General features: G+C 39.7%; 16 protein-coding genes. 1 reads left to right on the top strand and 15 read right to left on the bottom strand.

Features of this window, described 5'->3' with window-relative positions; all coding sequences use genetic code 11:
* Window position 1: 1 nt before the first annotated feature.
* The 10 genes from der to prsW all read right to left on the bottom strand — a co-directional run bounded on the left by der (window position 2) and on the right by prsW (window position 9,359).
* Window positions 2-1,315, bottom strand: a complete 1,314-nt coding sequence (gene der, locus ACNJYY_RS13020; protein ID WP_066395717.1) for a ribosome biogenesis GTPase Der — start codon at window positions 1,313-1,315, stop codon at window positions 2-4.
* A 134-nt stretch (window positions 1,316-1,449) separates the two neighbouring features.
* Complete coding sequence (locus ACNJYY_RS13025; protein ID WP_416728847.1) at window positions 1,450-2,052, bottom strand: hypothetical protein; 603 nt, start codon at window positions 2,050-2,052, stop codon at window positions 1,450-1,452.
* Window positions 2,053-2,152: 100 nt separating this feature from the next.
* A complete protein-coding gene (gene rpsA / locus ACNJYY_RS13030) occupies window positions 2,153-3,292 on the bottom strand; it encodes a 30S ribosomal protein S1 (protein ID WP_416728848.1) in 1,140 nt (379 codons plus the stop codon).
* Between the two features lie 296 nt (window positions 3,293-3,588).
* Entirely contained in the window at window positions 3,589-4,170 is a 582-nt protein-coding gene (locus ACNJYY_RS13035) for a lysophospholipid acyltransferase family protein (RefSeq protein WP_416728849.1), read from the bottom strand.
* A gap of 1 nt (window position 4,171) precedes the next feature.
* Complete coding sequence (gene cmk, locus ACNJYY_RS13040; RefSeq protein ID WP_416728850.1) at window positions 4,172-4,846, bottom strand: (d)CMP kinase; 675 nt, start codon at window positions 4,844-4,846, stop codon at window positions 4,172-4,174.
* Between the two features lie 132 nt (window positions 4,847-4,978).
* Window positions 4,979-5,155: a DUF5359 family protein gene (locus ACNJYY_RS13045; protein ID WP_171005421.1), complete on the bottom strand. Its 177-nt coding sequence runs from the start codon at window positions 5,153-5,155 to the stop codon at window positions 4,979-4,981.
* Between the two features lie 58 nt (window positions 5,156-5,213).
* Window positions 5,214-5,879 (bottom strand): flagellar brake protein, encoded by a 666-nt coding sequence (locus ACNJYY_RS13050; protein ID WP_416728851.1) that lies wholly within the window; start codon window positions 5,877-5,879, stop codon window positions 5,214-5,216.
* Between the two features lie 316 nt (window positions 5,880-6,195).
* Window positions 6,196-7,545 (bottom strand): germination protein YpeB, encoded by a 1,350-nt coding sequence (gene ypeB, locus ACNJYY_RS13055; RefSeq protein WP_416728852.1) that lies wholly within the window; start codon window positions 7,543-7,545, stop codon window positions 6,196-6,198.
* Between the two features lie 17 nt (window positions 7,546-7,562).
* A complete protein-coding gene (sleB, locus tag ACNJYY_RS13060; RefSeq protein ID WP_416728853.1) occupies window positions 7,563-8,435 on the bottom strand; it encodes a spore cortex-lytic enzyme in 873 nt (290 codons plus the stop codon).
* 243 nt (window positions 8,436-8,678) lie between these two features.
* On the bottom strand, window positions 8,679-9,359 hold the full coding sequence (prsW, locus tag ACNJYY_RS13065) for a glutamic-type intramembrane protease PrsW (protein ID WP_144699340.1): 681 nt from the start codon (window positions 9,357-9,359) through the stop codon (window positions 8,679-8,681).
* A gap of 91 nt (window positions 9,360-9,450) precedes the next feature.
* Between prsW and ACNJYY_RS13070 the strand changes: the two genes are divergently transcribed.
* Window positions 9,451-10,419, top strand: a complete 969-nt coding sequence (locus ACNJYY_RS13070) for an asparaginase (protein ID WP_416728854.1) — start codon at window positions 9,451-9,453, stop codon at window positions 10,417-10,419.
* A 249-nt stretch (window positions 10,420-10,668) separates the two neighbouring features.
* On the opposite strand, the gene ACNJYY_RS13075 is transcribed toward ACNJYY_RS13070, so the two are convergent.
* The 5 genes from ACNJYY_RS13075 to ACNJYY_RS13095 form a co-directional block, all read right to left on the bottom strand.
* A complete protein-coding gene (locus ACNJYY_RS13075; RefSeq protein ID WP_416728855.1) occupies window positions 10,669-11,670 on the bottom strand; it encodes a YpdA family putative bacillithiol disulfide reductase in 1,002 nt (333 codons plus the stop codon).
* Window positions 11,671-11,764: 94 nt separating this feature from the next.
* Window positions 11,765-13,048, bottom strand: coding sequence for a Glu/Leu/Phe/Val family dehydrogenase (locus ACNJYY_RS13080; RefSeq protein ID WP_066395738.1), 1,284 nt, complete (start codon window positions 13,046-13,048; stop codon window positions 11,765-11,767).
* 246 nt (window positions 13,049-13,294) lie between these two features.
* The gene (locus tag ACNJYY_RS13085) at window positions 13,295-14,212 is read right to left on the bottom strand and encodes a D-alanine--D-alanine ligase family protein (protein WP_416728856.1); all 918 of its coding nucleotides are present in this window, start codon (window positions 14,210-14,212) and stop codon (window positions 13,295-13,297) included.
* A gap of 434 nt (window positions 14,213-14,646) precedes the next feature.
* A complete protein-coding gene (locus tag ACNJYY_RS13090) occupies window positions 14,647-15,237 on the bottom strand; it encodes a genetic competence negative regulator (protein ID WP_144699332.1) in 591 nt (196 codons plus the stop codon).
* Window positions 15,238-15,339: 102 nt separating this feature from the next.
* Window positions 15,340-16,248, bottom strand: coding sequence for a MerR family transcriptional regulator (locus tag ACNJYY_RS13095; RefSeq protein ID WP_416728857.1), 909 nt, complete (start codon window positions 16,246-16,248; stop codon window positions 15,340-15,342).
* Window positions 16,249-16,311 lie beyond the last annotated feature (63 nt).

Raw genomic sequence — 16,311 nt, forward strand, 5'->3', positions numbered from 1 at the left:
ATTAGTCGTTTTTCTTTCTAGCAAAGATTTTAATCGGTGTCCCAACAAAACCAAACGTTTCTCGAATACGGTTCTCCAGAAAACGTTTGTATGAGAAGTGGAAAAGCTCAGGATCATTAACAAAGATAACGAACGTAGGTGGTTTTGACGCCACTTGCGTCGCATAGTTGATCTTCAGTCTTTTTCCGTTATCCATTGGCGCTGGGTTCATCGCAACAGCATCCATGATCACTTCATTCAAGATGTTCGTTTGAACACGAAGTGAATGATTTTCTGCAACCTGATTGATTACAGGATACAACTGATGAAGACGCTGCTTAGTTAAAGCAGATACGAAAACGATCGGCGCATAAGAAAGATATAAGAAATGATCACGAATCTTCTGCTCAAACTTTTGCATCGTCTTATCGTCTTTTTCAACAGCATCCCATTTATTAACGACGATCACTACTGCTTTACCCGCTTCATGCGCGAAACCAGCGACTTTCTTATCTTGTTCGATGATCCCTTCTTCAGCATCGATGACCATAAGGACAACATCGGAACGTTCGATCGCTTTCATCGCACGCATAACGCTATATTTTTCTGTTGTTTCATATACTTTTCCGCGCTTTCTCATACCAGCCGTATCGATGATTACATACTTCTGATCTTCACGCTCAAAACTCGAATCGATCGCATCTCTCGTTGTCCCAGCAATATTACTTACAATAACTCGTTCTTTACCTAAGATAGCATTCACAAGAGAAGATTTTCCTACGTTCGGTCTACCGATCAAAGAAAAGTAGATCGTATCGTCTTCTTTCTCCTCAGCAACTGTTTCAGGGAAATGACTTACTACTTGGTCTAAAAGATCTCCAAGACCGATACCATGTGTACCTGATACACCGATCGGCTCGCCCATTCCTAAGCTATAGAACTCATATAACAATTCTTTACGTTCTGGGTTATCGATCTTATTTACACCTAATACGACAGGCTTTTTAGATCGGAACAGCATCTTTGCCACTTCTTCATCAGCAGCTGTAATTCCGTTCATTCCATCTACAAGGAATAGAATAACATCCGCTTCTTCAATCGCAAGTTCTGCTTGTTCTTTCATCTGACTCATAAATGGTGCATCACTGATTTCAATACCGCCTGTATCGATTAAGTTGAATTCTGTGTTCAACCACTCTGCTGAGCTATAAATACGGTCACGCGTTACACCTGGCATATCTTCTACGATCGAGATACGATCTCCGGCAATTCTGTTAAAAATAGTAGATTTTCCTACATTTGGTCTTCCTACTATGGCTAAAACTGGTTTCGTCATGTAGACACTTCCCTTTTTTCCTGATCAAGTCAATCATCAAATTTTCTTTTTTTATATGCTCTATCATTTTCTTGTAATTAGACAAGTCCACTTATTTTAGCAAATTACTTATGGTTTAGACAACTGATTCTCTACTAAATCTGCTTCGCTGAAGTAACCCTTTTTAAAGTTGTTCGTCTTATTTTTTTGAACATATCTACCAATACTACCATAAAAAAGAGCACCGTAGAAGTTGAGGCAAACAAATCCAATACATATAGAGATCCGATCTCGACCTTGCCAGCGAGCCTGAGAATGATGAATTGATAAGCGGCATCGCCAATAAAAAGACCTATAGCGAACAAACTGAAAAGATCTTTTTTACTTCTTGCTAACGTAATCGTTAAAAGTGTTAAGAATATGAGGAGAATTATCTTCTTGTTCAGAAACAGCTTTGCGGGGTCGTATAAAGCAAAAAGCTCGATCGAAACAAAAGCTGTAGCCACTATAAAACTGCTAGTAACGAAAAAAAAGAGCTGATGACTATATCTGATCACATGAATCAAACCGATCAACAAGAAGAATGTAAAAGCAGCATTCATGCTTCCTACAGAAAAATGAAGATTTATACCGGACAATATAATTCCGAACAATGTTATAAGTACACATTGATTTCTTGATTTTCCTTTTCGCATAAGAAAGGCAGAAACAACCCAGCTCATCCACATGAACCAATAAAAAAGTATGCCATCGTTCATCTCTTTCACCTCGATAGCATTATTGCCACATTAGGTCCACTTCTAACCGCAAGAAAAACAGCCCTCGATCTAATCATCGAGAGCTGTATCGAATGTGGTATTATTTATAACCTTTCAGCTGGTCACCAATCATGTCTGCTAAAGAAAAACCTTTTTCTTCTTTCGGAAGATTTTCTTTAAGGTTTGCTTTTTCCTTCTCATCTTGAACGGCTTTCATGCTCAAGCTCATTCTCTTATCTTGACTGTTTACTTCAAGAACTTTAACAGAAACTTGTTGACCTTCTTTAACAACCTCACTGGGATTTCCGATATGGCGGTTTGCTAATTCTGAGATGTGAACTAAACCTTCAATACCTGGTGCCACTTCCACGAATGCACCAAACGTAACGATGCGCTTAACCGTACCTTCAATTACACTTCCAGCTTGGATGGACGAACTTGCTTCTTCCCAAGGACCAGGCTGCGTTTCTTTTATCGACAATGAAATTCTGTCATTATCGCGGTCAACAGATAGAACTTTTACTTTTACCGTCTGACCTTCGCTAAGAACCTCTGACGGGTTATCAACACGGTTATGAGATAGCTGTGAAACATGGACTAATCCATCAACTCCGCCAATATCTACGAAAGCACCAAAGTCAGTCAAACGCTGTACTTTACCTTCAATGATTTCGCCTGGTGCTAAACGGTCTAGAATCTCTTGTTTCTTTGCTACCGCAGCTTCTTCTGTTACTGCACGATGAGATAAGATAACACGACCTTTTTCTGCATCGAGCTCTACGATTTTCACAGAAAGTGTTTTTCCTTTATAATCTGAAAAATCTTCAACGAAGTGAGACTCGACCATAGAAGCTGGAATGAACGCTCGCACGCCGAGGTCTACCACTAGTCCACCTTTTACTACATCGTGAACAACGACTTCAAACGTTTCTTTAGAATTAAACTTTTCTTCGAGTTCACTCCATGATTTTTCAGTGTCCACAGCTTTCTTTGAAACAAGAAGCTTGTCCTCTGTATGAGAAAGTACTTTAACCGTGATCTGATCTCCTTCACTTAATACGTCACTTACCTTTTCAATGAAAAGACTTGATACTTCATTGATCGGTAAAAACGCATCTTGCTTAGCGCTGATATCCACTAACGCGTGTTTGTCTTCCACTTTTAGTACAGTACCTTTAATGATTTCACCTTTTTCAGCCATAGAAGCATTTGTTAAACTTGTGCTCATTTCGTCTGTCATGTTCGTGACCTCCTCAAAAATTAGAAAAGTAATTTATTGAACTTTCGGTATGAAAGAACATTAACATCGATCATGGAGTTGTTTTGCAAAAGTAGCACTGTTGAAAGTATGATTTCCGTTTCAGGTTGCTCGCTTTCCTGGGGGTGTGCGGTGAGCCTCCTAGCGCTATGCGCTTTTAGGAGTCTCACCTGGCCCACTGATCCCCTAGGAGTCTCGCACCTTACACTTCAATCAATATTCAAGGAAGTTTACAAAACAACTCAAAGTTCATCTTTAAAGATAAGTAAGTAATTTATTTATTCATGCTCTTTTTTCAACTGAGCTATATGTTTCATTATAAGCTCTGTCGCTTCTTTTGCGGAAGCTTTTTGCTCCCGAAAATGTGTAAAGTCGATCGGTTTGCCGAAAACGACTCTTAGTTTTTTTCCTTTTTGGTATTCTCCAACGATCGCGCATGGAACAATGTGAGCATCTGATTTAAGAGCAAAGAAACCAGCTCCCGCTAGGCCTTCTCCGATCTCTCCCGTTTTTGAGCGGGTTCCTTCTGGAAACAGCCCTACAACTTTTCCCTCTTTTAAAAGGTTCATCCCTGTTTTTAATGCCGTTTTGTCGCTCATCCCGCGCTTTACTGGAAAAGCGTTGATCTTAGGCAGGATATGTTTTAAAACCGGTACCGAGAAGAGTTCTGCTTTCGCCATAAAATGGACATCTCGTGGTGAAGCGACCCCTACAAGCGGTGGATCGTAGTTGTGGATATGATTGGAACATAGAAGTATGCCTCCTGTTTTCGGCACATTTTCAGCTCCAACGATTTCTGGCTTATATGTTCCTTTAAAATATGTCCCACATAGCCATTTTCCGAAAGAATAAAGCATCATTTTACAAAGCCCTTTCTTTTGCATAATGAAGAATGCTTGAAACTACCTCTTCGATCGTCATACTTGTTGTGTCCAGCTCGATAGCATCTTCTGCTTTTCTTAGTGGAGCTACTTCTCTTTCACTGTCACGTTTATCTCTTAATGCGATCTCGCTTTTTAAAAGTTCGAAATCTGCTTCGAACCCTTTTGTTATATTTTCTTCATAGCGTCTGCGCGCTCTTTCTTCTACAGAAGCGATTAAGAAAATTTTCAGCTCCGCGTTCGGCATAACGTGTGTACCGATATCACGGCCATCCATGACTACTCCGCCAGATTCAGCTAGTAGCTGCTGTCTTTTTACCATTTCAGTTCGTACTTCTTGCTGTCTTGCAACAAATGATACATTATTGGTTACTTCAGTTGTTCTGATCTCTTCTGATACGTCTTTTCCGTCAAGAAGTACAGCTTGTCCACCATCGGTGATTACTAATTGAATATCTGTATCATTCAAAACGATTTCTAGTTCGCGTCCATCATTAAGATTTGCTCCCTTTAGAAGAGCTTTATACGTAAGTGCCCTATACATAGCACCCGTGTCAATGTAAATGAAAGAAAGACGTTCAGCTACTTGTTTGGCTACCGTGCTTTTTCCTGCTCCAGCCGGTCCATCAATGGCGATCGATAATAATTTTTTCATGTTTCCTCCTACCCCATACCTATGACTATGCATACATAGCAATAAAAAGCAGGTGAGTATCCCCTGCTTTTTTCTGTGTATAAATCTGAATTCATCAGACTTAATCTATATGTATATTACCATACATGTTGTTTAACGGTCTATGGTTTCCAAAGTTGGTTGTTGGTCATTCTTGATGACTCCTTCGTAATAGATGCTCTTGTTTGTATATAACTTAAAGGAAGGAATCTCAAGCAAAAATTGCGCGGCAACTAGTAAAATAAAATGAACTACGGCAAGCTGAATCAATATTCGTTCAAATCGTTTCATAAGTACGTCACCTTCTTTTCGGGAGTATTTTTCCCAAAAAGAAAAACTCTATGCATTTCTATAGACTTACACTCTCTTTTTTCTTCTTAAGCAGTTGCTGTTCGAAGCAGAATCGGATAATATGCTGGCGATCTCTTTGTGTGATTTTCTCAAATTGAAGGGACGCTTTCTGCCGCCCGCCTGCTCCCCCATCAAATACTCTTAACACTGTGCAGTCTAGGTCCAGATATAGTTTTTCTCCGGATTGCATTGGAAAAACGACTAAACAGTTCAACCGATCCTCACTCTTTACGGCATGCTCGACTGGAAGAGAAAGCAGCATTCCTCCTGCACTTAGATCAAGAATAACAGAGTTAAATGGTGGATACGCATCATCTTTGTTAAGAACAGACGTGTCTATCATCGTTTCAACTCTTACAAATTCTCTTCGCTGAATCTTATGGATCTCTTCTTCTTTTGGAGAAGTGATCATCAAGACTGGAATATTTTCGATCTTTCTACCTAAAAGCTCTGTTCGAAATGTGTAGACGTTTCTCTCTTTATCTACAAAAGAAGCTTTAAACTGTGTTCCATCAAAAAAATATTCCGTGCGATTTGTTTTCTCGTTACTCGGATAATCAATGTAAAGATGATCCTCTTTTACATCGAACACCTTGCAGCGGTATTTATCTTTTTTGTCGGAAAACAACGGCTCTAAATATAACGGTTCACCCACTGTAATCATCAAACTTCCCCCAAATAGTGCTTTCTTGTCTATCTACCTTATTATGACAGTTTCAAAATAAAAGAAAAAGCAAAATTTCAAGTTGCGAAATTTTGCTTTTTAAAAATTTGATCAACCTGTAATAGTTGTAAGTAGTTGATTTCCACTCCAGGCCGCTCGCTTTCCGGGGGGCGTGCGGTGAGCCTCCTCGGCGCTCCGCACCCTTAGGAGTCTCACCTGTCCCGCTGATCCCCCAGGAGTCTCGCACCTTCCGTTCCAATCAACTTGTCAATGAAGCATTTAATCCAAACTTTTTTCACGATAACCATAGTACTTTTTAAATATCGTTGTAAGATGGCTCTGCTTCTTTAAGCTTTCTTACTTCTTCTTCGTTTCCATTCTCTGCGTTAATGAAGACGCGGAATGTATCATTCCCTAGGATTCCTAGGAATTCATAGCAATACACTTCTTCGTTAATGTCGTTTCGAATCAATGCCTTGCTTGTTTCTTTTACTTGGAACTTAGGGTTAAGATTTGTTCTTGCTTCTTTTTCTGAGATCTTAAACGTAGGCGTTCTATCGTCTACATGTGCTAGAAGGAAGTCTGTACCTTCATACCCCATGATGTCCCCGTTATCCAATGCTACCTTAACAGAAACGGTTTCAGGATAGATCCTTACCCCGTCGTCTAGTCGAGCATAAGTGAACACTCCGATGTTATCGTATTGATCACTCGTTACCATCTCCATTTGACTTTCCATATGCTTTTTCAAAAAGTCATCAGCTTGAAGCATCGCTTCATTCAGTGAGATTTTTGCCTTCCCAACATTACGATCGTAAAGGACGTAAAGTGGATATCCACCCTTTTTTGTAAGATCCATATATGTTGTGCCTTTTGTATCTGGGTTGTATAACGTTAGTGAGTAAGCGTCGTATTTTGCATCTTTTCCAGTGCTTTCTACTGTGATCTTCACGTTTTTCTTTAATTGAAAGAAATCGATCGCAATCTTTTTAGCTTCTTCTTTTGTGATCTTTTTACCTTTTAACTGACTAAGATCACGGTCTTTCATCTTTTCCATGTTGGATACTTCAGTTCCGAAATCTACATCTGAGTAGCCTTCTACTGATTTATCAACCGTCTTAAATCCATCAATAATCGTGTTATCTTCTGGCTGTTTATTCGTAGCTAGTGCCATCTCGACATCCATCCAACGCAGGTTATTCTTTTGCGCGAGTGATTCTGTTTTTCTTAATTCGTTTTGGATCTCAGTTGAGTTTGCATACAATTCTTTTAATGTATTATATTCTTTATCACTAAGCGGATTCTTGTCTAGATCACGTACTGCTGCTCGATAACTGAATTCGCCCATCTTTGTTAGAAACTCTTCTGTTTTATTAAATGGTAATAGCGCTAAAGGCAGTTGACCTACATCATTATGAGCCTCTGATGTTAGTCTCCAGACTTGAGCCAATGCCGGAGATAGCTGATTACGTGTATTCATAGCGATTGTTTCGCCAATCTTGTCATGAAGAGAATCCATATGGAAGTTCAAGTCATGAAAAGCGCGTTGATAGTTGTTTTCTGCTTGAAGAAGTACAGCATTCTTTTCTTGATGTTCACTGTAGCCCCAATAGCCTGTTCCTGCTACTGCAACGAACAACAGTACAATTAGGATCGTGCGTATCATATCAGTTCACCCCTTTATTAGTTACAGAAAATGTGCTTTCCGATTTTTTTGATTTGAGGACGAGTCCATATCCAGCCTGATGTAGCTGTATCAGGGTTAAAATAATATTCAGCTTCTCCTGTTGGATCCCAGCCGTTCAATGCGTCCATGACCGCTTTTTTCGCTTGTGCATTAGGTGTTAGGTAGATCTGGCCATCCGCAACTGCTGTGAATGCTCCAGGTTCGAAGATTACACCAGAAACGGTGTTTGGAAATGAAGCACTATTTACTCGGTTGATAATAACAGCTGCTACTGCTACTTGACCGATGTAAGGCTCACCACGGGCTTCACCATAAACAGCGTTAGCCATCAAATTCACATCGTTCTGAGAATAACCGTTAGGAATGTTTTTTGCCGGTTTAACTTGAGCAGGCTTTGCTTTCGGTTTCCCTGCTCCTTTTGCAGTTCCAGCTTTAGGTGTGCCACTTTTTGCAGTGCCGCCTTTAGCTGCTCCACTCTTTGCACTTTTCTTCTCACCGCCGTAATAAGAAAACTTCTTGCCGGTGTCAATCTGTCTATTTACCCAAGTTTTATCGTATTTAGAAGCTTTTGCTAACTTGTTCTTTGTCGTACCACCTGCTAATCCATCGATCGGAAGACCGAACTCATATTGGAAGTTTCGTAATGCCCAATACGTTCTCCATCCAAAAACGCCATCGATGTTTCCCGTGTAAAAACCTAGATATTGAAGCCTCGACTGAAGTTCAACTACATCTTCACCCGTTGCTCCCACTTGAACGACTTGGTTTGAAAATGCTTGTGCATTATTCTGACCAAATCCAGCTAATAGCCCAAAACAAAGGGCGATTGCAAAAAATGCTCCCTTTATGTAAGCTGAATTTCTTTTCATGAGAAAGTAAGCCTCCTGTATTTTAATCTCCATTTTCGTGTTATACAGATATCATTTGTAATCTGTTTTTTTTTATTCAGCTTTCAAAGACTCATGGTTCACGATAAAGAAAACTTGGCTGACGCCAAGCTCTTCAGGTCTGCCTCAGTTGTGCTTATACTGTCTACCTTAACTTGTTGCCACGTCGAATGACATGGGTGCTAACAAGTTATACTTTCTGATAGTGAAATAAAAGAAGACCGGTTATATTCCGGTCTTCGCATCTGGATTTGTGTATGGAGTTATAGCAGTATTGGCGATTCTTACTTTCCGAAGAGCGAACCACCATAAGAAAATCATGAATGGGAACATATAGAAGAAAATATATTTTGTGCTGGATACTAACAAGAAGTTGAACGTACCGTGTAAAACAACCGGTAAAAGGAGTGACAGAGTAAGGTAGATCTTCTTCCTTCTTCCGGTTGAAAACTTTCCTTTCCCTAAATAAAAGCCCATGATCACTCCGAACAAAGCATGACCACTTACAGGCAGAAGCGCTCGGACCAACGCTTCTTCAATCCCAAACGTGTAGAGATAAAAGATGTTTTCTAACGATGCAAAACCTAACGACAGCGCAGTTGCATACACGATACCATCGTATGGCTCATTGAACTCTTCGTGAAGGTAAGCTCCATAGAACACTAAGAACCATTTGAAGAACTCTTCTAATGTACCACTAACAAAAAAGGCCTCAACAAAGGAAGGTACGTTCATCTCTTCGTTGATTCCAAACTGAATAACCATGATTGGAAAGACGAGAAGAACGCCAAATATATAAACTTTGACCACCAAAGATAATGGTTCGGTCTCATATTTATCTTTTAGATAAAAAAAGGATAATAGAGCAATAGCCGGAGCCACCGCTGCAGAAATTACAGCTAGCATGTCCTGCCTCTTTTCTACTGTTTTTTTATATCGTAACATGATATTTTAAGAAGTGGAATAGCGAACACAAAGAATAAGGAGGGCGTTAATCTTGAACAAGATATTATTGATTCATACTGGCGGCACGATCGCTATGGAAGAGAACAAATCCACAGGCGGCGTAAATACGAAGGAAACACACCCACTAGAGGCGACCCTCAGAGAACTGTCTGATCTAGCAGAAATAACGGTGAAAAATTATGTGAATCTGCCATCTCCTCATATTACTCCTTCCCATATGCTGGAGTTAGCACAATTTATAACTGCACAAACAAATTCTGATCAATTTGACGGCATCGTCATCACTCACGGAACAGACACCCTTGAAGAAACGGCTTATGTCTTAGATCTCGTACTGCAAACATCCATTCCAGTAATTGTTACGGGTGCAATGCGATCAAGTAACGAACACGGTTCAGATGGACCATACAACCTGATCTCATCTGTACGAGTTGCCTGTGAAGATCAATCGTTAGGCAAAGGAACACTTGTTGTGTTTAACGACGAGATCCACGCTGCAAAAAATGTGACAAAGACTCACACGAGTAACATCGCGACATTCCAGAGTCCTCAATATGGACCGATCGGCATCGTAACAAAACGAGGAGTTCTGTTCCATCACACTCCAATTCGTTCAGACTTCTTTCATGTGAAGAACTTTTCTAAGAACGTCGTTTTACTTAAAGCATATGCAGGCATGGACGGGAATTTGATCCAAGCGGCAACAAATTCAGCAGATGGCGTTGTCATCGAAGCTTTAGGTCAAGGGAACTTGCCTCCTGCAACAGTGCCTGCCATAAAAGAACTTATTTTAAACGGAATACCTGTGGTACTCGTATCAAGATGTTTTAACGGAATCGCTCAAGACATCTACTCGTATGAAGGTGGAGGAAAGCACTTAAAAGAAATTGGCGCGATCTTCTCGAACGGACTAAACGGACAAAAAGCTCGATTAAAACTCATGATCGCCTTAGAAAATACGAGTGAACCTCTTCAGTTGCAACGACTTTTTCTGCAATAATGGATATTTCCAATTAACTGAATGATTGGTCATGAAGGATAAAGACTTAGTTAGTAGACATAGAAATCGGATATGTGATTTGAAAAATTATCAAGATAATATAAAAATATTTGTGATAATTTGAAGAGTTTATCCTTTAATTTGACGAGTTCAACGCATATATCGACGAGTCGACAAAAAAAGACAAAATCGCTTACTTTATTCATTCATTTAATTACAGATTCACAAAAAACCGATAACCTTTTTAGGTTATCGGTTTTTTTCTCTTTTCTCTATCGTTTCAGCGATCAATTCCCCGTGAAACCTTCCATTTTCAATAAAAATTTCATTTGCATTGTTACCTGCTGCAATTACACCTGCGATAAATAAACCTTCAACATTTGTTTCCATCGTTTCTTCAGAAAAAGATGGACGTCCAGTTTCTGTATCGATGTCTACACCCATCTTTGATAGAAACGAATGATCAGGGTGATAGCCGATCATGGCAAACACAGCATGAAACGGATGATACGTTTCAGATCCACTCTCTCCTTCAGTAACATACATGCCGTCTTCTGTTATTTTATTTACACATGCATCGAATGTCATCTTGATGCTGCCTGCCTTCACACATGCTTCAAATTCTGGGAGTACCCATGGTTTGATGCTCGGTGAATAAGTACTTCCTCTGTAAAAAACGTGAGGACGAGCGCCTGCTTTTTGCAGCTCTAGCGCGGCATCAATCGCGGAGTTTTTTCCGCCGATCACTGCAACATCAAGGTCATAATACGGATGGCCTTCTTTAAAATAATGATGAACATGGGGCAGGTCTTCTCCATCGATGTTCAATCGATTTGGGTTATCATAATAGCCTGTTGCGATGATGACATATTTGGCATCGTAACTCATCGTTTCATCTTTACGGTTGGTTGTCTCGATCTTGAACGTTCCATCAGATTGTTTGGTGACCGATTTTGCTTTTTCAAATGTTCGAACTTGAAGGTTATTTCTTTTAACTACTTCACGATAGTACGTTAGCGCATGAATTCTTTTCGGTTTTCGCTGTTCATGAACAAAAGGAAAGTTGCCGATCTCAAGTTTTTCACTCGAGCTAAAAAATGTTTGATGCGTTGGATATTGATAGATGGTGTTCACTACGTTTCCCTTTTCAATCACACAGTAAGAAATTCCTTGTTTCTGCAGTGCAAGAGCTGCTGCCAATCCGCATGGCCCTCCACCAATAATACATACGTCTATATTCACTTTTTTCACCACTCCAAAAGACACAGTTATTCATTTTCTTAGCATGCCAAAAAAAATCTCCTATCATCATATGATAGGAGATTTGGTATGAGTTTGCAAAAATTTAAATCCAGCCTCTGAAGCGTGATGCTTCAGCCATCTTACGAACACCAACCATATAAGCGGCTAGTCTCATGTTCACTTTTCTGTTCATAGCCGTTGTATAAACAGTCTCAAACGATTTTACCATTACTCGTTCAAGCTTCTCTTCTACTTCTTCTTCTGTCCAGTAATAACCTTGGTTGTTCTGTACCCACTCAAAGTAAGATACAGTTACTCCACCAGCACTTGCTAATACGTCAGGAACTAATAGAATTCCTCTTTCAGATAAGATTCTAGTCGCTTCAAGTGTAGTTGGTCCGTTCGCTGCTTCAACAACGATCGAAGCTTTGATCTGGTTAGCATTCTTTTCAGTAATTTGGTTCTCAATCGCTGCAGGTACTAGAATATCACAATCAAGCTCTAACAGTTCTTGATTTGTTATCGTATCTTTGAAAAGCTTTGTTACGGTTCCAAAGCTATCACGGCGTTCAAGCAGATAATCGATATCCAATCCTTCTGGATCATATAGACCACCATATGCATCAGAGATCGCGATTACTTTTGCACCAGCATCGTGCATGAATTTAGCAAGGAAGCTTCCCGCGTTACCGAAACCTTGTACGACTACACGAGCACCTTCAAGCTGGATACCCTTTTTCACAGCCGCTTCACGGATACAGATCGTAACACCTTTAGCAGTTGCTGTTTCACGGCCATGAGATCCACCTAGTACAAGTGGTTTCCCTGTAATAAATCCAGGAGAATCAAACTCTCTGATTCTGCTGTACTCATCCATCATCCAAGCCATGATCTGCGAGTTAGTAAATACGTCTGGAGCTGGAATATCTTTCGTCGGTCCTACTAACTGACTGATCGCCCTTACATAGCCACGGCTCAATCTTTCAAGTTCTCTGAATGACATTGTACGCGGATCACAAATGATTCCGCCTTTTCCTCCACCGTATGGCAGATCAACAATACCTGCTTTTAAGCTCATCCAGATTGATAGCGCTTTTACTTCTGTTTCTGATACATTCGGATGAAAACGAACGCCGCCCTTGGTTGGACCAACAGCATCATTATGCTGGGCACGATATCCTGTAAAAATCTTTGTACTTCCATCATCCATCTTAACCGGAATTCGAACGGTCAACATACGAATCGGTTCTTTTAATAACTCATAAACTTCGGAAGAGTATCCTAATTTATCGAGCGCATCCGCGATAACGGATTGCGTGGATTGGAGCACATTGTCATTTTCATGATGATTGTCGGATTTTTGGTCTGTGTTATTTTGGGCTGTCATTTGTTTACCTCCCATATTCGTCACCTCTAGAGTTTAGTCAAGCTTCATCGTCAGTATACACCTTTGTATAAGCAAAGAGAAGAGAAAATTAGTGATTTTCGCCTAAAAAGTAAACGCTTTCTTAAGTCACGGACTGTTGAGAAAATAGCTAATTTTCTGCCAATATACCTATTGTGCTTGTCCACTGCTTTTATGATGTATTCCCCACCTCTTTAAAGAGGTGGAGACCACGTTAATTTTTCTTCATTACTTTTTTAAAGATAGCTCGATTAATTTTTCAATCATTGAAGGATAATCCATTCCGATCTCTTTCGCTGCATCAGGGAACAGGCTCGTCGGTGTCATGCCTGGTAACGTGTTTACTTCCAAGATAACTGGTTCTGAACCGTCGTGTGGAACGATAAAATCAACTCGCGAATACACTTCACAGCCTAAAACTTCATGAGCACGGACTGCTTGTTCTTGTAATTTAGCCGTTGTACTCTCATCTAGTCTTGCAGGAACATAGTGGATACTTCCACCTTCTGCGTACTTAGACTCATAGTCATAAAAAGCATTCTTAGGTTCGATCTCGACCACAGGAAGGGCTTTATAGTTGTTGTGTTCCCCCATAACAGCTACGGTAACCTCTTTCCCGCTTACAAATTGTTCAACGAGGATCGTATCGTCATGAAGAAATGCTTCAGCGATTCCTTTTAATAGTTCATCATGATTTTGAGCGATAGTAAGACCGATTGTTGATCCTTCTCTATTCGGCTTTACCACTGCGGGAAAATCAAAAGAGAGTTCCAACTGGTTCTCATCATAAGACTTTCGATAAAGAACTTTCTCTTTTGCGATATTGATGTTTGCGTCTTTAAAGAACTGTTTGGATTTAGCCTTATCCATAGCGATTCCTGATGCTAGAGCACCTGAACCTACGTAAGGAATTTCCATCATATCTAAAAGTCCTTGTAACCTTCCATCTTCTCCATACTTTCCATGAAGTCCTAAAAATACAATGTCAGCCTCAAGTTCTAACAAATCTTTAAGTCGAGAAGGATGAAAGTCAATTCCTGTTACTTCATGACCTTTGCTTTCAAGCGCAGAGATGATCTGCTTTCCTGTTGATAAGGATACTTCTCTCTCAGCAGAAACACCGCCATATAATACTGCTATTTTCATCTTAATGGTCACTCCTAGCCCAAAAGTTTATGTATATATTATATTCCCTGCCGTCATATCGGTTCAGTGGATGTAAAAAATATTAATAATCATAACACGTTTTGTCTCTAAATTCACAATGATATATACATGACATTTTTGTTTATGTTAAATCTTTTATTTATACAGTGTTGCACTGTAAGAGTAATTGATTTCCGTTCCAGGTGCTCGCTTTCCGTGGGACAGGCGGTGAGCCACATTGGTAAGTTTCACTTTAAGTGTCTCTCCTTTCTAGTTACAGTGGCTAGCCCATCGAGGTCAACTCCCTTGCACTACAATCAACTTTCAAGGGAGACAAGAATTTAAAAGAAAAAAATCTCTAAAAAACCGCTTTGAAAAAAATCTTTTCCAAATAAATAAGGACGCAAAAAATTTTGCGCCCCTCTCTTTTGCATTTACTTAAAATACCGATACAGTTCGCTTATAGCATCGGACTTCATTAATTCTTTTCCATACTCAATAACTCGATAGCTCGTAATCGTCGAGGAGCTTCCGAACTCAGCAAGAAGAGCAATGAACAGGTCGAGGTCTACTGGCTGTACCTCATCTTCTTCAAACTTTAAATAGAAGTGATTATTAAAGGAATACAGAGTACCACCTTTAATCTCTAAAGAATGTAGGCGTTTTGCAAGTAAAATAACGTCTTCAAAAGAAGAAAACTCATAGAAGATCTCATCGTTCTCATCTAACGTCACTTGCATCTCTATATAATCTTCATCGTATTCTTCTTCAAGTTCATACTCGTTTATTCCTTTTGTAACTATGACGACCATACCTTGAGCTGGAAGTGAAAAAACTTCAACCGCAATAGGACCATCAGCTTTAAATCCTACTTCATCATCAGCTTCAGTCATCATGTCACGGAAGAGCTGATGCACTTTAGGAATATCCTGCCATATTTCTTCCTTAGAAATACCACGTTCATTCAGATCATCAAAAGTTAGGAAGATTTTTATTTTGTTATAGGTTAACCGTTCTACCCGCATCTCTGGTCCCCCTTACGATCGGCGCTATTATGTCTTAATATCAATATATGAGTTTGCAAAAAGTTGGTGATAAACATCCAACAAAATATAAAACCTAAGCTATTAATTTTTCAGCTTCTGAGCAATCCAGTCGTCCCATTCTAACTTCGTATTGCCGATTAAGAATGATTCGTACTTCTCTTGCGTTTCTGAAGAGAGATGATTGATCGCAGCACCTCCAACACCAATTGCGGTATTCGGAAATTCTTTTTTCAGGCTGTTAGCCCACTCCAAGGTTTTCTTAGAGTTCTCAGCGATCGTACATGAGAAAAATACCATCTTAGGTTCTACTTCTTTCATTACAACCTCAAAGTCTCGTTTTGGTATACCATGTCCTAAGTATATAACTTCGAATCCTTTTCTTCTTAAGAACAGTGTAAACATCAGAAGCCCTAGTTCATGCTCTTCATCTAATCCGCACGCAGCAATAACCTTTGGTAAATATGGATCAGAAGGCAGCCATTGAATAAGTTGTCCAATCTTACTACGTAAAAAGGATGAAGTAAAATGTTCGTGCGCAACAGTAATTTTCTGTTCTTCCCAAAGGTGTCCTACGCGTACTAATAATGTACCCAAAATATCAATAATGACTTTTTCCAAATTATACATACTGAAAGCTTGGCTCAAAAGATCGTTTGCTTTCTTCTCCTGAAAGGATAAAAGAGCATCTAGAATCAAATTACCCATTTCGGCTGCACGATCTGTATTTTCAATTGAAAAAGGAGCTGCTTCTTTATAAAGTTCCCCATTTTGGGCAACGTCAACCGCTTGACTGATCGTAAAACCTTGATTCACTTTATTCACTAGCCATTTTAGTATGTAAACTTGCTCGTCGGTGTAAAGTCTGTGGCCTGCTTCATTTCTGTTTGGCTTTACGATTGAATAGCGTCTTTCCCAAGCTCTTAAAGTTCCTGCTTGAATGCCGAGCATCTTCGAAACCGCTTTAATGTTATATTTCCCTTCACTAGGCATCCGTTCTTCCTCCAATAAATAGGTTAAGAAGAGTATATCGAATAAAACGTTGTAATGTAAACT

This window comes from Fictibacillus tiangongensis (assembly GCF_048083785.1).
In the GTDB taxonomy this organism is placed as follows: domain Bacteria; phylum Bacillota; class Bacilli; order Bacillales; family Fictibacillaceae; genus Fictibacillus.